Here is a 19,678-nt window from a genome sequence, read left to right on the forward strand (position 1 = left end):
AAAATTTAGGTTTCGTAACATAATCACGTTTCATTTTCCGAAGACTTAATAAAGGCGCTGGATTAATCCATTCTAATGCCTTGAATCCAGATAACAAACGCTGTAAAACATTAATATTTATTCATTAAACTTAGTTAGTTTAGATTCTAAAATAAATATCTTTTTTTTGTACCTTTACATTGCAATTTAATTGCGTTTGTGTTACTTTTACACTTTCAATTTTTAATTAAATCAACTTCTTACCATGTCTAAAAAAATTGCGATTAACGGGTTTGGCCGGATAGGTCGTTTAACATTAAGAAACCTTCTGAAAAAAGACGATATTGAAATCGTTGCGATCAACGATTTAACGGATAACGAAACACTGGCATACCTGTTAAAGTATGACTCAGCACAGGGTCCATTTGACGGAACCGTCAGTGCCACCGAAAATTCGTTAATCATCAATGGCAAAGCCATCCATGCTTATGCAGAGCGCAACCCAGAAAATCTTCCCTGGGCAGAATTGGGTGTAGATTTGGTGCTTGAATGTACCGGAATTTTTACTACTAAGGAGGCAGCAAGCAAACACCTCACAGCAGGAGCTAAAGATGTACTGCTTTCTGCTCCAGGAAAAGGAGAAGGCATTCAGACCATAGTATTGGGCGTCAACGGTCATGACCTTGATCGTCGTGCAAATGTTTTTTCCAATGCATCATGTACCACCAACTGTCTTGCACCCGTTGCCAAAATTCTTGAAGACAACTGGGGCGTTGAAACCGGATCAATGACGACTATTCACGCTTACACTTCTGATCAGAACCTCCAGGATTCTCCACACAGAGATCTCCGTCGTGCCCGTGCTGCTGCTTACAATATGGTACTTACCAGTACCGGTGCTGCTGATGCAGTAGGCAAAGTCATTCCAGGTTTTGGTGGCAAATTGTTTGCTATTTCAGTTCGCGTACCGGTTATTACAGGCTCAATGATCGAATTAAACGTGACGCTTAAGAAAGCAGCTACTGTGGAAGAGGTAAATGCCAAATTCAAAGCTGCTGCAGAAAGCGGCCCAATGAAAGGCATTTTACAATACACTGAAGATCCTATCGTTTCCAGCGATATCGTCCGCAGCAAATACTCTTCCATTTTTGATTCGCAAATGACCGCTGTAAAAGGAAATTTACTGAAAGTCATCAGCTGGTATGACAACGAAGCCGGTTATTCAGCTCGTTTGGCTGATCTGGCTCACATGATCTGTACTAAGTAATAAAAACAAACATAAAGAAAGGGATTTCGGAATCGTCCGGGATTCCTTTCTTCTTTTATTCCATTGGCCAGCTTCTGAACCTTGTCCAGCGCAGCCTTCATTCCAATTTCCAAACTCATGAATCTTCCATTTAAAGATAAAAAAGCTTTGGTGCGTGTCGATTTCAACGTACCCTTGAATAATCAATTCGAAATAACCGATGACACCCGCATCAGGACTGCCGTACCTACCATAAAAGCTATACTGGATCAGGGAGGATCGGTAATTTTGATGTCCCACCTCGGTCGTCCTTTGAAAAAACTCAAAGCCGACGGCAGCATTGATGTCGAAAAATTTACCTTAAGACACCTTGTCCCCCATCTTTCCAAACTGACAGGAGTGGCGGTTCAGTTTTGTCCCGAAACAGTTGGAGAAAAAGCGACTGCTATGAGTGCCGGACTTAAACCGGGATCCATTTTACTACTTGAGAATACACGCTTTAACGAGGGGGAAACCAGTGGGGATGAAGATTTTTCAAAAAAACTCGCCGCACTTGGAGACGTTTACGTTAATGACGCCTTTGGAACTGCCCACAGAGCCCACGCCTCAACCGCGGTAATGGCTAAGTATTTCAACAAAGAAAGCAAGTCTTTTGGCTTTTTGATGGAGGCAGAGATCACCAATGCCAATAAGGTTCTTAACCATCCGGAAAGGCCATTGACCGCGATTACCGGCGGGGCGAAGGTGTCTGACAAAATCCTGCTGCTGGATCGCATGCTTGAATTTGTAGACAACCTAATCATCGGCGGCGGCATGGCTTATACCTTTTTTAGGGCACAGGGCGGAAAAACAGGAAACTCCCTTGTCGAAGAAGATAAACTTGACCTCGCCCTGGAACTGCTCAAAAAAGCAAAAGCCAAAGGAGTACAAATTTATCTGCCGGAAGATTCGATCATCGCAGATAAATTCAGCAATGATGCCCAAACGGAGATCAAATCAAATATGGAAATTCCGGACGGCTGGATGGGACTCGACATAGGCCCGAAGGCTATAGAAACTTTTTCTAAGGTAATCCTTGATTCCAAAACGTTACTTTGGAACGGACCAATGGGTGTTTTTGAAATGCCGGCCTTTGCCACCGGAACAAAAACGATTGCCGAAAAAGTAGCGGAAGCCACTTCCAAAGGAGCATTTTCACTGATTGGCGGCGGCGATTCTGTGGCCGCTATTAACCAATTAGGATTGACTGAAAAAGTAAGCTATGTTTCCACAGGAGGTGGCGCTATGCTTGAATTCCTGGAAGGTAAAGAATTACCGGGAATCGGTGCCATTTTGAATTAAGGGAGAGCAGTTCAGCCAGTATTTTTCCTGAAGGAAAATGCTGGCTGAACCCATGTTTTATATTTTGTTTAGCTCAAAATCATAATACTTTTGAAAAGAATTCAATCCTCCATCAAGGTTAAAAATCTCATCTTCATCAAACCCTCCGTTTTTCAATAAGGTACAAACCCTTATGCTGCGGCGACCGGAGCGACAAAAAACGAAAATTTTCCTGTTTTTATCCAGTGCTTCCAACTGATCCCACAAATCACCGGAGGAATAGTTAATATTCAAGGCGCCGGGAAAACTTCCCAGGGTGAATTCTTCAGGAGACCTCACGTCGATTAAAACAGCAGCCGGATCCTGGGAAAGCATAGAGGCAAATTCTTCCGGGTTCAAATTATTCAACTGGGCCTTCAGCAGGGACCAAAAAGAAGTTTTACAAACTGTTTTTTCCATTTAAAAATTGTTCGATTACTCAAAACCGCGGGCCCAAAAAAAGGCTTCCATACAAGAAGTTTTTCCTAAGGCATCTCCATCCCGGTTATTTCATATTATTCAAAATCAATTCGGCGAGGTCATAGACCATCACCTGATCCTGCTTCTCTTTTTCCTTGATTCCATCTTCGAGCATGGTGAGACAAAAAGGGCAATTCGCGGCCACAATTTCAGCCCCGGTATTGATGGCTTCCTCTCCGCGTTCCGTATTGATCCTCCTGTCGCCGGGTTCATCTTCTTTCCACATCTGCGAACCACCGGCGCCACAACACAGGCCGTTGGCTCTTGAGCGTTTCATCTCCACCAAATCGGCATCCAGTTGCTCCAACACGGCCCGGGGCGCTTCGTACTCCCCTCCTATTCTACCCAGGTAGCAGGAATCATGGTAGGTTATTTTTTTGCCGGAAAAAGTACCCCCGCCTTCCATTTTCAACTTCCCTTCCTCGATCAATTGCTGCAAAAGCTGGGTATGGTGCAATACTTCATAATTCCCCCCCAAGGCAGGATAATCATTTTTAAGGCTGTTAAAGCAGTGCGGGCAGGCCGTAACGATCTTCCTGACGTTATACATCTTCAAAGTCTCTATATTCGTCAGGGCGGTCATTTGAAAAATAAATTCGTTTCCCGCTCTTCTTGCCGGATCGCCGGTACATTGTTCCTCACTTCCCAGGATGGCAAAATCCACGCCTGTTTTATTTAAAATTTCACAAAAGGCCCGGGTAACTTTCTGGGCGCGATCATCAAAACTGCCGGCACATCCTACCCAAAACAGGATTTCAGGTGATTTGCCCTCGGCTGCCATTTCCGCCATAGTGGGAACATTCAAATTTTGTGACATTTTTTATGTTTTTTCAGGGAGGAGTCAGGCTTCAATTTTCAACCATTAAACAAAAAAACAGTTTAACCATTTCAACACCTTTTACCCCACCCAGGGTAATTTAAAATGAATTGCTTTATTTACGCCAGGCATCCCTTTCCACGTTCATCGCCCAGGCTGACCCTCCGTTTTCTATACTATTGAACAAAGGAAGCCAGTCGGAAGGCCCTTCGGAAAGTGTCAGGATTTCATACCGCCGAAGTTCCAGTATCGGGTCAACAGGTTTGATCAATACCGGACAAGCCTCGACACAGGCATTACAGGTCGTGCAAGCGTGAATTTCCTCTTTGGAAATATAATCAAACAAGCTCTTCCCGTCATCGAAATTATCCTTACTCAAAGGTTTCTCTTTGTCTTTTGCGTATTCCATGTTACCGCTTTCGATCCTGACGGCCACTTCCTCCGTCCGGTCACGAATATCCATCATGATTTTCCTCGGAGATAATTTTTTGCCGGTGATGCTGGCCGGGCAAACCGAGGTACAGCGCCCGCATTCCGTGCAGGTGTATGCCTCCAGGAGAGTTTTCCAGCTCAACCCGGTAATGTCATTGGCCCCAAAATCAGGCAATACTTCCTCTATGGGCATTTGCTCCCCTCCTTCCACCGAAAGGCCCATCATGCTTTTCACTTCATTCATAATCACCGGCATGTTTTCCATTTCACCGCGAGGTTTCAACGAAGCATACCAGGTATTCGGGAAAGCAAGAATGAGGTGAAGGTGTTTCGATTTTGGCAGATAATTCAAAAAGACAAAAACCATGATCAGGTGCAACCACCAGCCAAACCTTTCAATAACATGCAGTGTTCCGAGGTCAAGATTTCCAAAAACGGCAGGACCAAACCAACTGCTCACCAACAATTTGCCCGTATCCGGGTAATGTTCCGCGTTCATGGATTGAAGGACGGTATCCGCGCCATTCATGCTAAAAATACCGATCAGCAATAAAATTTCAAAAATAAGGATTAGGTTTCCATCCCGGAATGGCCATCCTTTCATCTCGGCGCTTTGAAAACGGGGCAATTTCAGTAAATTTCTACGCGAGAGAAAGATGATGGTTCCCACAAAAGCGAGTACGCTGATCCCTTCAATAAAACTGATGACAAAAGTATAAAAACCGCCCAGGATTGGAGCAAAAAACCGGTGACCGCCTCCAAAGCCATCTATAAATATTTCTATCAGTTCGATCTGTGTTATGAGAAAGGCCACGTAAATAAAAAGATGCATAACACCCGGAACCCAGCGGTTGAACATTTTGCCCTGTCCCAGGGCGATCAGCAGAACATTTTTCCATCGCTGCCCTTTATCCCCCAAAGTCGGCTCAGGTTGGCCCAGCATGATATTTTTCCTGATCCGGAGAAACTGCCAGCCGGCAAAACCCAAAGCCGCAACCGATACTATTCCAAATACAATTTGCTGTATCATCTGTTTTTTATTATTTGCCTCAAAATACAACCCAAATCAATTTATTTAAAATATTCCACTCAAATTTTTTATTATACCTTTGTCAGGATATTTTTGTGCTTAATAAAGCAATTACCCATGAAAGTACTGGATCACCGCACCATCTGCCAGAAATTAAAAAGACTGGCCATAGAAATTCTCGAAAACAACTACGAGGAACAGGAAATCCTTATGGTCGGAATCAACAATAGTGGTATGACGCTGGCCAAACTGATCATGGCGGAATTGGAACAGATGAAATCCACCCCCAAATTAGCCCTGGCCAACTTAAGATTAAATCCGGCTAACCCTACGGGAAATGAGATTACTATAGGTATTACTCAGGATGAAATAAAAGGAAAAGTAATCATCCTGGTGGATGATGTTGCCAATACCGGCAGGACCTTATTTTATGCATTCAAACCCTTTCTGGAAGTGGTGCCCAAAAGGATAGAAACGGTGGTATTTGTTGACCGGACCCATAAATCCTTTCCGGTAAATATCGATTATTATGGTTTGTCACTCGCCACTACGCTCAAGGAGAACATAAAGGTTGATTTGAGCAATCCTGATGATTTGGGAGTATTCCTCAATTGATTTTGGCTATACAGGATCGAAATTTTTTTAACCGCAATGGTCGCAAATGGAGCATCCCGTACCTAAAAGGTCGTGAAAGGCCTGGAATTCTAGAATCATTACTTATTATTCCTGCCGGGAATAAGGGAATGAAGTTTTTTTTTAAGTTTGAGAAACTTCAAGGCTGCACTTTAATATAAAATCTTCCGGAAGGCTGCCTGCTAAACATGCCCTTGCACTTTAGAGGCTTCAATTTTTTCTTTGATCTCTGGGATTAAAGACAAGGTTTTTTCGTATCCTATCTCGCATATTTCTCTATATTTACTAAGCTGAAAAACATGAAAAGGATGCACTTTTTCAGGTTCTATGAGTACATCACAATATTTGAAATTAGGGCGTGTATTGGCAATAACGGAAAGCTGGAAAGAGCGGGTAGCCACAGCAAAGGTAGATTCAAAAGAGCCGCTATCGATCTGAATATCCGGCATTACATTTACGCCGATAATGAAATCAGCCTTTTTCCGCAAACGGTTCATTGGCATATTGTTTAACAACCCTCCGTCGACAAAAACCTGGCCTCCAATTTCAACGGGTTGAAAAACCAGCGGAATACTTGCTGAGGCCACGATCACATCATAAAGGAGGCCTTTGTCGATCTCCTCTGTTTGTCCGGTATTTAAATTGGAAATGGAAACTATGAGTGGTTTGGGCAGGCCCTCAAAAGTATCTGAAGCGATATTCTTTTCCAGGAGGCTCCTCAGGTAGGTCAGTTTTGAAATCCCCCTATTGGGAATGCCAACGGTAAATAACCTCAACAGGCTGCTTTTGCGAACCAATTGAAATATTTGATCGGGCGTCATGCCTGAGGCATAAAACGTCCCGATAATGGCCCCGGCACTGGCCCCGGAAATAACATCTGGGTAGATCCCATTTTCCTCCAGCGCTTTCAAAACACCGATGTGGGCGATTCCTCTCGCTCCTCCTCCTGAAAGACTAATGCCTATTTTCATGGATATTTTATTCGTTCAAAAATACCTAATTACCTGAAAACGATTTATTACCTCAATAGTTATAAATAATAGCTAATTAATTGCAATGAAAGCTCCTTTAAGCCTTATATTCATCAAAGTATAAGCACCTAGTCTTGAAAGAGGGAAAAAGCATCCTGGAAGAACGAAATCTAACCTATTGGTCTTTCAACAACTCGCGGGAGATCACCAGTTTCTGAATCTCTGTTGTTCCCTCTCCAATGGTACATAATTTTGAATCTCTGAAGAATTTTTCAACAGGGTAATCTTTAGTGTAACCATAACCACCAAAGATCTGGATGGCATCTGTGGAAACTTCCACTGCCGTTTCGGAGGCATAAAATTTTGCCATAGCCGAGATCTTGGTCGTCTTTTCTCCGGCCATTTTCATTTTCGCGGCTTTGCGGGTAAGCAACTCGGCGGCTTCTATCTTGGTCGCCATTTCAGCCAGTTTAAAACTGATGGCCTGGAAAGCAGCGATGGGCTTGCCAAACTGGTGCCGTTCCTGCGAATATTGTACCGAAGCATCTAAAGCTCCTTTAGCAATTCCCAGAGAAAGCGCAGCGATGGAAATCCTTCCTCCATCGAGAATTTTCAGGGATTGCACAAACCCTTCCCCGACTTCTCCCAGCACCTGGCTTTCGTGAACACGACAATTGTCAAAGATCAATTCGGCCGTTTCGGAGGCCCGCATGCCCAATTTATTCTCTTTCTTACCGGCCCTGAACCCGGGGGTTCCTTTCTCAATGACAAAGGCCGTCATACCACGGCTATCCAACGGTTCTCCAGTACGCGCAATCACTACGGCCACATTCCCGGATTTACCATGGGTAATGAAGTTCTTCGAGCCATTAAGGATGTAATATTCGCCTTCTTTTTTAGCCACGCATTGCATTCTTCCTGCGTCACTCCCGGTATTGGGCTCCGTTAATCCCCATGCCCCTATCCATTGGCCACTTGCCAGTTTAGGGAGATATTTTTGTTTTTGTTCTTCGTTACCGAATTCCAAAATATGATTGGTGCACAGTGAATTATGTGCCGCGACGGACAATCCTATCGAACCGCAAACCCTTGATATCTCAACGAGAATCGAAACATATGCCTGGTATCCAAGGCCAAAACCACCGTAGGTTTCGGGCACTAAAACGCCCATAAATCCGTGTTCCCCCATTTTATGAAACAAGTCCACAGGGAAAATCTGATCCTCGTCCCATTCCATTACGTGAGGACGGATGTGCTTCTCTGCGAAATCACGTGCGCTATCTACTATTAAATCCAAATTTTCAATCGTATGTGTATCCATTTGTCTAAAGTAAGAAATGATTTATCGTAAAAAAATAGGCCATATTTTCAGGGGTAAAACAATTTTCCCATGGAATAGTTTACACCACAATTATTCAGACCGCGAAGATAATCATATTATTCAGGAACCCGTAAAGTCCTGCCGGCTTTTCACCGCTTCGGGGTTAGCCTTTGTCTTTTTTTTGCAATGCATTTTTGTTTCCCTTCAATCGCTTCCTTAACTAAAATCAAATAGATTCATTCAACAACACAGCATTGATTCCCAACTTTTTGATCAATTCATTGAAGCCGGGAAGGGCCTCATTGCGTATGCGTTCATATTCCCTGATTTGATCGTCAATTTCCCTGGTCAATTCATTTTTGACGTCATAAGATTGTTCCGTTGGCCTGAAATCGCCCATGCTGTTTAAGGAATTCAGGTGTGCCAGTTTATTGGTTAAGCGTATAGGAAAATTTAACGGATCCTGCCCACTCCTGTTTTTTGTCTGGTATAAAGTCTCTTCCACTTTTGACAACTCTTTTTCGATCTCCTTCGCCTGGTCAATAATTTCTTTTTTATCGGCTTCGTCTTTCAGGCGTTTGGTTATATTCGACAGCTGCTCTTTAATATCACGGATATCGATAATGGCTTTGTGCGCCTCCGTCACTTTATCTCCTAATTCTTTTAAAAAGGTAAATTGAGCCAACAAGTCATCGGAGGAAGCTTCGGAAAGAGGATTCTTAATGATTTCAAAAGTCTGCTCCTGAATTTCGCCTCCTACATTTAAAACTACCTTGTAGAAGCCCGGCAAGGCCAGGGGACCGGACATACTCGCCCACCACAGGATCATCCCTTCAAATTTTTTGGCATCGGGATACTTCATATCCCAACGAAACATGTTCCCGCCTTTTTTCAACTCCAGTTGATCTTTCTTTTCCTTTGCTTTATTGGAAAAAGTTCGAATGGTATCCCCTTCCATTTCCAAAAAAGTTAGCGAAACCTCAACAGAATCAGCCGGAGTTTCTTTCAGGTAGAAATTGACCATAACGCCTCCGGGATGATTCAAGCCTTCATGAACATTCTTTTTATTCTGCCCGCCTTGCATCCTGATGGAAGGCCTGGGTTGAAAAAGTTTAATGGCCGTGGATTTATCCTGATCACTCAACTGATGCAAAACCGTCAGGTCATCGATCATCCAAAAACTTCGGCCCTGGGTAGCGGCGATGAGGTGATCGTCCTTAATAGTGAGATCCGTGATAGGGACAATGGGTAAATTCAATTGAAAGGGCTGCCAATTTTGTCCATCATCAAACGAAATATACATACCCGTTTCTGTGCCTGCATACAACAATCCTTTTCGATGGGGATCAGCCCGTAGTACCCGTGTAAAATGTTGCTTATCAATTCCTTTGGTAATCAAACGCCAGGATTTACCATAATCTTCCGTTTTGTACAAATAGGGAGTATAATCACCTGATTTGTAACGTGTTCCGGCAACATAGGCTCCCCCCTTTGTAAATGGATCGGCATCAATACTGTTGATCATCATCCATTCCGGCATATTTTTGGGGGTAACATTTTCCCAGTTTTTTCCGCCGTCACGGCTGACGTGTACCAGGCCGTCATCAGAACCCGTCCATAAAAGATCCTGCTCATAGGGCGATTCTATTGCTGCGAAAATGGTGCAATAATACTCTACGCTGGTATTATCCTGGGTGATCGGTCCACCGGAAGATACGAGTTTGGTGGAATCGTTCCTGGTGAGATCAGGGCTGATAATTTCCCAGGATTGGCCTCCATCATAGGTGACATGAAGGTGATTCGATCCTGCATAAAGCTTTTGGGGATTGTGAGGAGAGAAAAATATGGGGAAATTCCACTGGAAGCGGTATTTCATGCCTTCTGCTCCGTATCCCATTGGGTTGTCCGGCCAGACATTGATTCCCTGGGATTGCTGAGTCTGGTGATTGTATCTCGTAAGAAATCCTCCATAACTGCCTCCAAAAACAATATCATTGTTCTCGGGAGAAACGGCAATATGCGCACTTTCTCCCCCTGCGGTAGATTCCCAATCCCGTTCTTCTATGCTGTTGCCGGTGGTCCTGTGGGCAATCCTTACGGTGGAATTATCCTGCTGTGCTCCGTAAATCCTGAAAGGAAAATGCTCATCCGTGACGACCCTGTAAAATTGTGCTGTTGGTTGGTTGTGATCAGTGGACCAGTTCTCCCCTCCGTCAAAACTGACCTGCGCGCCCCCGTCATCCGCGATGATCATGCGCTGGTTGTCTTCAGGAGCAATCCAGAGATCATGGTGATCCCCATGCGGAGCATTATAGGCGGTAAACGTTTTACCACCGTCTTTTGATTTGTGGTACCTTACATTGACCACGTACACAATGTCCTCATCCTTTGTGTCCGCATATATTCTTGAATAATACCAGGCCCGCTGCCGCAAATCACGGGAGTCATTCACCTTATTCCAGTTTTCACCCCCATCATCCGACCTGAAAACACCTCCGTTTTCATTTTCAATTATAGCCCAGATCCTGTCAGAATTCAAAGGAGATATCGCCACTCCGTTGATCCCCCAAACGCCTTCCGGCAAGCCAGGCTTATCTGAAATATTGGTCCAGGTGGTCCCGCTGTCGGTACTTTTCCAAAGCGCAGAACCTTCCCCCCCGCTGGATAGGCTGTATGGGGTTCTCCTCACCCTCCATGTAGAAGCGTAGAGGATGCGCGGGTTATTGGGGTCGAGTAAAAGATCAACTGCCCCGGCATCTTCATTGACAAAAAGCACCTTATCCCACGTTTTTCCGCCATCCATGGAACGATAAACGCCGCGATCTTCGCTCGGCTTAAATAAATCCCCGAGTACTGCTGCATAAACAAGGTCAGGATTCCTGGGATGGATCCTGATTCGCGGAATGTGCTTTGAGTTTTCCAATCCTATATGTTTCCAGGTTTTCCCGGCATCTGTGGATCTCCACATTCCGTAACCATAAGAAACGTTACCACGCACCGTGACCTCTCCCCCACCGACGTAAATAACATTAGGGTCATATTCACTTACGGCAACCGCTCCAATAGATCCTCCGAAAAAGCCATCGGAAATATTATCCCAGCTTTGTCCCCCATCTTTGGTCTTCCATACGCCACCTCCGGTAGCCCCCATGTAGAAAAGATTAGGTTTTCCCGGAACGCCCGTCACAGCAGCCGAACGCCCTCCCCGGAACGGACCTATGCAACGCCACTGTTGCGCTTCGAATAAAGCCTCATCGAATCCGGCAGAGCTAATGACTTTTGACTCTTTCTGAGAAAAACCATTCAATGTGAACAACAAAAGAAAAAAAGAAAGCGCAATGAAGTGTTTAAAATAAAAGCTGGCATTTTTCATCGTTCCAAATTTTGTGTAAAAGATCAATAATGTCTGTTGGGAATATCCAACTCCTAAACATTAGTGTTCATTTCAAAGGTAAAAAAAAAGCCCCACTCCGTTGAGTAGGGCCCAAAAAAACTATCTTAAAAAAGATTGGATTCTTAACCTGCCGCAAAAGACAGTACTTTCTTTTTCACAATGCGGCAAGGGTTATTTTTTTACTGAGATATTTATCGCCATGTGTTATTTCTATAAAATAATTACCGGTTCCATTTTGGGAAATATTCACCGTGTCGGAGAAAGGACCGGTAAAATCAGCAGTTTCATAAGAATAGATCTCTCGCCCTGCTCCATTATGAAGTCGAACATTAAGATCTCCAATACCGGAAAGATTGAATTCTAACAAAAATTTTCCACTTTCAGGATCAGGGTTTATGGATAAAAAGTCAACCTGCAAATCCGAAGATTCTGTTTTATAGTGCATCAATTCGGCCTCCTGGAGGGTAATATCTGAAATCATGAGGTCAACGTTATTGATATCGACCGGATCGCCCTCCTCCATCATACGTGGAGCGCTGCTCGACCAGGATTCCACCTCTTTACCCATAAACTCAGCCTCCCCGATCCCTTCTGTTTTTTTGGTTTCACAATAAGATTTAATGGGAGCAGATTTTTTCATGGTTTTTCCGTTACGAAGGAATTGAACTTCAATTTTATCCCCCACCTTTAGCTGGTAAATCGCCGCGGTGATGTCCGTCCAGTCGTAAGTATGGTGATTATTGATTTGCAGGATCATATCGCCTTTTTGCAGGCCCATAGATTCAGCTGTTGAATTCGCTACGATATCCACCACCACCCCTTCCCAATTGTCATTGGAATTGATCTGAATTATACCAAAGAAAGCCTTTTTACATTTATCGACCACCATGTCCCTTTTATCTGACAAATCTCCAAAAACGACATCAAGATCTACCGCCCCTCCATCCCGAATAATATGTAAAACAGCCTTATCTCCCGCCCGGTATTTTTGCATTACCGCCGCCAGATCCTGGCCCGCTCCAAAAATATAGTCATCAATCCCCACCAGGTAATCAAAAGCCATAAGGCCAGCTTTTTCGGCGGCCGTTTGCTCATAAACCAGAGTGATATAGGTTCCATAAAAATTATTGATTCCCATTTTTTTAGCTTTCTCTTTGGGAAGATGATCATATTGAATGCCCAGGTAAGGCATTTCTTGTGTCTTTTGTTTCACCACCACATATTGCTTTGTTTGCCCAAGCGATTTCAATGTTGCTTCCCCTTTCATTTTCTGTCCTTCCCGGATATAGGAGACCTTGATCCTATCCCCCGGTTCCATTGCCTCGACCACTGTGGTAATATCCGACCAGGTGATCATAGGGAAGGCATTGATCGTCAGGATTAAATCACCGTTTTGAAGCCCCATTTCCTGTGCTGTGGAGTTTTCGATCACATTTATTTTAACTCCGCTTTTATTTTCCTCATGCCCGCTATGCTGACTCACGCCAAAAAAAGCCTGAGATTCAGGAGTTTCCAAGACATCACTTTGGACACCCAGGGTAACGGGGACAGCCAAGGCTTTACCTTTTCGGTAAATATGAAAAACCACCTTATCGCCGGGCTGATATTTATTCAGGACCTTCCCCAAATGATTATCCTTTCCCACACGAAAGTCGTTCAAACCGTAGATATAGTCGAAAATCTGGATGCCGTCTCTATCTGCGGCAGTGTTTTTTATTACCTTTGTCACGTAATCCCCATAAGGATTATTAAATCCCAGCAAACTGGCTTTTTCGCTTGAAAGGAGTGCATAATTAATCCCCAGATAAGCTTTTTCTGAATCGCAGGATTCATTGTTTTTTTGGCCCGATAAAATGGTAGAGCCCAATACCAACAGACAGAGAAGAGTAATTCTGTGATGCATTTTGATGAGGTTTTAATTAACTTAATAAATGACATTGTTATCTGAAAAGGGTTGCACTTTTGCGAAGAACTTTTCAAAATTACCCTAAAAAGACCACTAATATCAAAAAATCCTATTACCCAATTTAAATAATTTATCAATGCACGGTTCCTGGAAACAAAGAGATTTTACTTTTACCCTCTTTATTTTTTGTATTCTTATCGGATTCGTTTCATGCAAAACCACAAAACCCGTCCGTCCTATGGAACAATACGAAACATTTTTTGAAGAAAAAACTTCATTTATCCATATTCCTGTTCGCATCAAAATTGATGAGCTGCAAAAAATGTTAAATGAACAATTTGACGGACTGTTGTACGAAGACAACACCTTCGAAGACGGCGACAATATGAAAATAAAGGCTTCCAAAACCGAGCGCCTTACCATTGTTCCGGATATCATGGCCCTGAAGTATTCCGTCCCGCTGGATCTCCAAATCGATTATAAAACACCTTTAGGGGTAGTAAAAGCCGACGCTTCTATCCGCCTGTTTTTCCGGACGGCTTTTGATATCGATAAAGATTGGAATCTCAAAACAGAAAGTAGTGTATTGAGTTATGTGTGGTCAAAAAAACCAGCGATCAATGTGGCAGGTCTGAGGATTTCAGCAGGCTTTATCGGAGACCTGATCCTCAACAGGAGTAGTAGTTTCATTGGAAAGTCTATCGATGAACAAGTGGCGGCCAACTTCAATCTCCGTCAAACGGTTTCAGATTCCTGGAAGGGGCTTTTTGATCCTCTGCTCATCTCCCCGGAATACAATTCCTGGCTGACGGTCAACCCCGAATCCCTCGGTTTAACCCGACCACAAATGGATAATGAATCCATCAATATGACCATTATTATCAAAGCAAGACCCGATATTAAAATGGGCGCACGCCCCGAACCCGTAAAAACAGCATCGACCAAACTGCCGAATTTTCAATATGCCAGTGAATACAAGGATGACTTTTCCCTGAACATTGGGGCGGAGATCACCTACGCTCAGGCCGATAGTATGGCCAAAACAGAACTTTTGGGGGAGCGCTTTGAATCAGGCAAATACTACGCGGTCATTGAGGATCTTGAAATGTATGGACAGGGCAACAATATTATTGTGAACACCAAACTCTCCGGCAGTTACAAGGGAAGTATTTATCTAACGGGAAAACCTACATACGACCCGGAAAAAGGATCAATTGATATTGACGATCTCGAATTCACCCTCGACACCAAAAATTTTCTGCACAAGTCAGCTGCCTGGCTTCTTAAAAGCACCTTAAAAAAACAGATCAAGGAAAATCTTAATTTTCTGCTGGAATACAACCTCAAGGAAATGGAAAAAATGCTCAAGGATCAACTTGAACATTACGAACTTTCCAAAAACATTTTCCTTGAAGGAAAGCTGAATGAGCTCAGTATTCAAAATGCCTGGCTATCGGCGGATGGCATAAAAATGATCATTGGTATTGAGGGAGAAGTCGGCATCAAAATGGAAAAGAGTGCCGACAAATAAAAATATCCCAAACAAACTTATAAACGCTTTAAAATAAATTGACCTTTTTGCCACGGCTTCCCATCCAAAAAGGTCAATTTATTTTTCCAAATCTCACGGACTCCCCGGTTCCCGGAATTAAAGAATGTTCCCCGCCCAGGGTTGCTCTATTTCCTTCCCGAACGGTCGATGATGGTAGCGCTAGGCTGCTGAGTGCCTTGAATGACCACATCCAGGATGTTGACATGTTGGGGTCGAGTAGCCATGAAGTATAACGTTTCAGCAATATCACGCGAATTAACAGGAGTAAAATCCTCATAAATCTTTGCTTTTTCCTGATCGCCATCGAAACGCACCAGAGCAAACTCCGTTTCTTCCACATGCGCCGGAGAAATCTGGCTTACCCGGATATTGTGTTTATGGAGGTCCATTCTCATGGCCCTGGTGAGCCCATCCACCGCAAATTTAGTGGCGCAATAAACATTGCCATTAGGGTAAGGTTCTTTTCCGGCAATAGACCCGATATTGATAATGTGTCCTTTTTGGTTGGCCACCATAGCAGGAGCCACGAGGCGCGTCAGATACAATAATCCTTTGATATTGGTATCGATCATTTCCTCCCAATGGTCAAAATGTCCTTCGTGAATAGGGTCAAAACCTTTGGCTTTCCCTGCATTATTAATAAGAATATCAATATGATTCAATTCATCTCCGAGGCTCTTCAGGGCTTTTTCCACCTCTTTCAGGTTTCGCACATCGAAAACAAGCCCTTTGACCGTAGTATCATATTTTTCTGAAAATTCCCTGGCAATAGCCTCTACCCTATCTTTTCTCCGACCGGTAATGATAACCTCAAAACCATTCTGGGCGAATAATTCGGCAGTTGCTTTACCGATCCCGGAAGTGCCGCCGGTAATCAATACTTTTTTATCGTTGCCAGGGCGTAATTTAATCACCTTTTGGGCGGCCTCTTCCTTTTCCTTTAACAGAACGGTCAGCCTGTTGATATTATCACGTAAAGCATCAAGTGCGTTTTGGGTTGCAGAATCAGGGGCTGGCTTTTCCCCTGTTCCTGACGCTGATTTGCCTGAAAAAGAAGCTTCCTTTTCCCTGGATTGAGAAGGTTCCGGAGATTTAGCTTTTGACAATTCCGGTTCAGGATCCCTTTTTTTGGGTACCGTTTCTTTCTCCTCAGCAGCCTGTGTTTCTTCATGCTCAGGTTCCGGCACAGATTCACTCACCAGGGATTCAGGCTGATTCGCTATTTCAGGTTCTTCTTCAGGTTCAGTCGACGCCTCAATATCTTCTTCCGGATGCAATAATGAAAACCCAGGGATATCCGCCAGTTCTACTTCTACGGGCAAATCTTCTATATTGGCTTCGGATACTTCTTCCTCCTCTTTTTCCAAGGTGTTTTTTCTTTTCTTTTTAAACTGCTCCCAGGCGGGTACATCATCAATGAATTCAAAGAATATTTCGTAATCAGCAGCTTCAAACTCAGAGACATTACAGTAAGTTGAGGTTCTCAGTTGACGTAAAAACTCCCCCACTTCTGTTGAAATTTCACGAATGCGCTTGAGATGAGCATTAAAACTATCTTCATCCGCCAGGTGCAATTCTTTTTTTTGTTTGCGTAGATCCAGGTAATGCTCCTGCCAGTAATTGATGTATTTAATTATTCCCCCGACTCTTTCTATATCCGGTACTGTGGAAACATCACCACTTTTCTGTGGTAAGAGAATCGGGTAGATCTGGTCTTCTTTTTTTTGAAAAAATTGAAGTATGCCGGTCATACTTGTGGCAGACTTTAGGAATTTATCACTTACAAATAAAAGAATGGGCCATTGATAATCGGCCAGTGATTCATATAATAAAAAATCCGGTTTGGACTTGCCAAAGTTAAAATGTACAAATGAATATCCGCTAAGACTTAAATCGGTTTCAAGTTTTTTAATGAGTTGGCTGTCTTCCTCATTATAAGCTAAAGCTATTTTCATAATAAATCGGTGGTAGTGTCTTTTTAATAAATTAATTTGGGTAATAAACGGTAATCATTGTGATTTCTTGAGCATTAAAAATGACATTATTAAAACCCAACTAAAATTACAAATGGGGTTTTTTCAAAGGAAATACTGCGATGAGGCCTCCAAAATTTTATTTAAGATAGAATCGAAATTATAATATGATAACTTTTACGATATAAAAAGTTATTGGTTGCAAAAACCAGTCATAATAATATCCCGGGGGTTAAAATAATACCATACAACCAACATGAATTTCACCTGAAATATTTCACGACAGGGAATAAATTTTCAATAAAAAGGAGATAACATAAAAGTTCAGGTTCAAAAGAGTCTTGGTTTATAAATCCTCGAGCAATTTTTGCTTCTGAAGTGCAAATTCTTCCTGGGTTAAAACGCCTTGTTCAAGCAAGTCTCCCAATTTGGAAATTTGGGTCAAAAGGTCATCTTCTTCTTTTATTTCCTGCACTGGGGCAGTATCCAGGATATTTGCCTGCGGGGTAGGCAAGGCCTTGACTATACGGAAACCGTTTTCCACAAACCGATCAAAATCAGGATGAGTACGCAGATAGGCCAGCGCCGTATGCACATGAATCTTTTTCGTCGCATCAAAACCACATTCAACTGCCTTTTGCAAATGGTTGAAAGCAGAATCTGCTTCTTCAACCATTGAATAACAACAGGCGAGGTTGAAATGAATTGAGGGATCATTGGGCGCTAATTGGAGGGCTTCAAGAAAAATTTCGGCTGCTTCTTCGAATTCATAATCCCTGAATAATTCAATGGCATTTTTTTTGAGGGATTGTAGCTCTGAGGTAACAGGCCTGGCTGCCGCCAGCGGTGGATGAACAGGTGCAGCTTTTTGGTGGGCAAACTTCCTCTCCGTATGCTGCAGCCTCTTTTTATTATAACGATCATCAAAATCTTCCTGGGGCATCACAAAGAGTAGAACAGCATCAATAAATCCAAGGATGGCAGGAATCATTACGGCAGGAACATTTTCTTCCGCAGTTATAATCAATGTAAAAAAAAAGGCAAAGGTGTATAAGACGCCTAAAAGACGTTGTCCCAGGTAGTATCGGTGGACGCCAAATATTCCCAGGAGAAGAGCTAATATACCGGCAACATGTTTCTTTTTCATAATTTCTTCAAAACGAATAATTCGATTAAAGGTATAAATATAGCCCAAAAGTGGAAATTGAAACCCGTTTTATTAGATGAAGTAACCCAATAGCTATATGAGCGTTTTAAAAAACACATGAGGAGACCTTAAACCGACAATTTTTCGGTAGTATCCAGTAAAGTGTGTAAGTTTTAAAATAGGGGGCCATGGCCCCCTATTTTAATTTTTTGTAATTTTAAAACATACTTTACTGATGATGAAAAAAGAAGATCTATTAAACGATGATTTCCTGAAGCAATTTAAGACTGGGGATGAGTTAGAATCTTTCCTCAGTGAGCTTCACAAACGCGGCATTGAAAAAATGCTGGAAGGAGAAATTGATGCCCATCTGGATTATGCCAAACACCAGAGGAGCGACAATCCAAATGCCCGGAACGGCAATTCTAAAAAAGTAATCAAAACCTCCTATGGCGAATCTGAAATCGAGGTGCCCAGAGACCGGGATGGAAGTTTTACACCTCAGATTGTTCCTAAACGATCCAGGCTGGCTAAAGGCATTGAATCGATCGTAATTTCACTTTATGCCAAAGGGATGAGCAATGCCGATATTGAGGAACAAATTCGGGATTTGTATGACTTCAACATCTCTACGTCTACCATCTCCAAAATCACCGATAAGGTGACCGAGGATATCATTGCCTGGCAAAATCGCCCCCTGGAATCTCAGTATCTAATCGTGTGGATGGATGGGATTGTTTTTAAAGTCCGTGAGAACTCCAGAGTGACCAATAAAACAGTCTATTTGGCCGTAGGACTCAAGAAAGACGGGAGGAAAGAGGTTTTGGGCATGTGGTTGGGTAAAAGTGAAGCCGCCAGTTTTTGGATGGGCGTACTGACCGATATCAAAGCTCGGGGCGTAGAAGATATCTTAATTACCGTGACGGATAATCTCAACGGTTTTACCCAGACTATTAAAAGTGTTTTTCCTGAAACGAGCACTCAAATTTGTGTCGTGCACCAAATCAGGAATGCTTCCAAATACGTTGTCTGGAAAGATCGTAAGGTTTTTGCCAAAGACATGAAAACCATTTATGGAGCACCGACCAAAGAAGCCGCCCAGGCAGCTCTAAAGGACTTTGATGAAAAATGGAATCACAAGTATCCTTACGCTATTAAATCATGGTATAATAACTGGGATGAGCTGACCACTTTTTTTGACTTCCCTCTTGAAATTAGAACGATCATTTATACCACAAATTTGATTGAAAATCTCAACGGAAAAATCAGAAAATACACCAAAAACAAAATGTCTTTTCCAACGGATAATGCATTGAAAAAGTCGGTTTATCTGGCGATTTTTGAAATAACGAAAAAATGGACCATGCCGATTCGCAACTGGCCCATTATTCTTAACCAATTTATTGCTATTTTTGACGAAAGAGTCAAAATCTAAAAA

The 19,678-nt window shown here is 42.9% G+C and carries 15 protein-coding genes; 5 read left to right on the forward strand and 10 right to left on the reverse strand.

Translation table 11 applies throughout. The annotated features are described in order from the left end of the window. The first annotated feature begins 244 nt into the window (after nucleotides 1–244). Nucleotides 245–1,246: a type I glyceraldehyde-3-phosphate dehydrogenase gene (gene gap / locus H6571_03480; GenBank protein ID MCB9322781.1), complete on the forward strand. Its 1,002-nt coding sequence runs from the start codon at nucleotides 245–247 to the stop codon at nucleotides 1,244–1,246. Here the strand turns inward: gap and H6571_03485 are convergent. Further along, entirely contained in the window at nucleotides 1,225–1,365 is a 141-nt protein-coding gene (locus H6571_03485) for a hypothetical protein (GenBank protein MCB9322782.1), read from the reverse strand. The two genes, gap and H6571_03485, sit on opposite strands and share 22 nt — an antisense overlap. Here H6571_03485 and H6571_03490 point away from each other — a divergent pair. After that, on the forward strand, nucleotides 1,364–2,566 hold the full coding sequence (locus H6571_03490) for a phosphoglycerate kinase (GenBank protein ID MCB9322783.1): 1,203 nt from the start codon (nucleotides 1,364–1,366) through the stop codon (nucleotides 2,564–2,566). The two genes, H6571_03485 and H6571_03490, sit on opposite strands and share 2 nt — an antisense overlap. Nucleotides 2,567–2,623: 57 nt before the next feature. Here H6571_03490 and H6571_03495 read toward each other — a convergent pair whose 3' ends face one another. From H6571_03495 to H6571_03505, 3 genes are all read right to left on the reverse strand, one after another. Further along, nucleotides 2,624–3,004 (reverse strand): rhodanese-like domain-containing protein, encoded by a 381-nt coding sequence (locus tag H6571_03495; protein ID MCB9322784.1) that lies wholly within the window; start codon nucleotides 3,002–3,004, stop codon nucleotides 2,624–2,626. An 85-nt stretch (nucleotides 3,005–3,089) separates the two neighbouring features. After that, nucleotides 3,090–3,881, reverse strand: a complete 792-nt coding sequence (locus tag H6571_03500) for a (Fe-S)-binding protein (GenBank protein MCB9322785.1) — start codon at nucleotides 3,879–3,881, stop codon at nucleotides 3,090–3,092. Nucleotides 3,882–3,996: 115 nt separating this feature from the next. Beyond that, nucleotides 3,997–5,343 (reverse strand): (Fe-S)-binding protein, encoded by a 1,347-nt coding sequence (locus H6571_03505; GenBank protein ID MCB9322786.1) that lies wholly within the window; start codon nucleotides 5,341–5,343, stop codon nucleotides 3,997–3,999. Between the two features lie 117 nt (nucleotides 5,344–5,460). On the opposite strand from H6571_03505, the gene H6571_03510 reads away from it, so the two are divergent. Beyond that, nucleotides 5,461–5,958 (forward strand): phosphoribosyltransferase, encoded by a 498-nt coding sequence (locus tag H6571_03510; GenBank protein MCB9322787.1) that lies wholly within the window; start codon nucleotides 5,461–5,463, stop codon nucleotides 5,956–5,958. Between the two features lie 200 nt (nucleotides 5,959–6,158). Here H6571_03510 and H6571_03515 read toward each other — a convergent pair whose 3' ends face one another. The 4 genes from H6571_03515 to H6571_03530 all read right to left on the reverse strand — a co-directional run bounded on the left by H6571_03515 (nucleotide 6,159) and on the right by H6571_03530 (nucleotide 13,565). Further along, nucleotides 6,159–6,947, reverse strand: a complete 789-nt coding sequence (locus H6571_03515; protein ID MCB9322788.1) for a patatin-like phospholipase family protein — start codon at nucleotides 6,945–6,947, stop codon at nucleotides 6,159–6,161. 175 nt (nucleotides 6,948–7,122) lie between these two features. Then, nucleotides 7,123–8,268, reverse strand: coding sequence for an acyl-CoA dehydrogenase family protein (locus H6571_03520; protein ID MCB9322789.1), 1,146 nt, complete (start codon nucleotides 8,266–8,268; stop codon nucleotides 7,123–7,125). A gap of 226 nt (nucleotides 8,269–8,494) precedes the next feature. Beyond that, nucleotides 8,495–11,641 carry a glycosyl hydrolase gene (locus tag H6571_03525; GenBank protein MCB9322790.1) on the reverse strand — a complete coding sequence of 1,049 codons (3,147 nt, stop codon included), beginning with the start codon at nucleotides 11,639–11,641 and terminating at the stop codon, nucleotides 8,495–8,497. Nucleotides 11,642–11,816: 175 nt separating this feature from the next. Next, complete coding sequence (locus tag H6571_03530; protein MCB9322791.1) at nucleotides 11,817–13,565, reverse strand: PDZ domain-containing protein; 1,749 nt, start codon at nucleotides 13,563–13,565, stop codon at nucleotides 11,817–11,819. 241 nt (nucleotides 13,566–13,806) lie between these two features. Between H6571_03530 and H6571_03535 the strand changes: the two genes are divergently transcribed. After that, a complete protein-coding gene (locus tag H6571_03535) occupies nucleotides 13,807–15,099 on the forward strand; it encodes a DUF4403 family protein (protein ID MCB9322792.1) in 1,293 nt (430 codons plus the stop codon). Between the two features lie 146 nt (nucleotides 15,100–15,245). Here H6571_03535 and H6571_03540 read toward each other — a convergent pair whose 3' ends face one another. Beyond that, a complete protein-coding gene (locus H6571_03540) occupies nucleotides 15,246–16,871 on the reverse strand; it encodes an SDR family NAD(P)-dependent oxidoreductase (GenBank protein MCB9322793.1) in 1,626 nt (541 codons plus the stop codon). Nucleotides 16,872–17,439: 568 nt separating this feature from the next. After that, complete coding sequence (locus H6571_03545) at nucleotides 17,440–18,240, reverse strand: NINE protein (protein ID MCB9322794.1); 801 nt, start codon at nucleotides 18,238–18,240, stop codon at nucleotides 17,440–17,442. Between the two features lie 238 nt (nucleotides 18,241–18,478). On the opposite strand from H6571_03545, the gene H6571_03550 reads away from it, so the two are divergent. Next, a complete protein-coding gene (locus H6571_03550; GenBank protein ID MCB9322795.1) occupies nucleotides 18,479–19,675 on the forward strand; it encodes an IS256 family transposase in 1,197 nt (398 codons plus the stop codon). Nucleotides 19,676–19,678: the final 3 nt, after the last annotated feature.

The organism is Lewinellaceae bacterium (genome assembly GCA_020636105.1).
Classification (GTDB): Bacteria; Bacteroidota; Bacteroidia; order Chitinophagales; family Saprospiraceae; genus BCD1.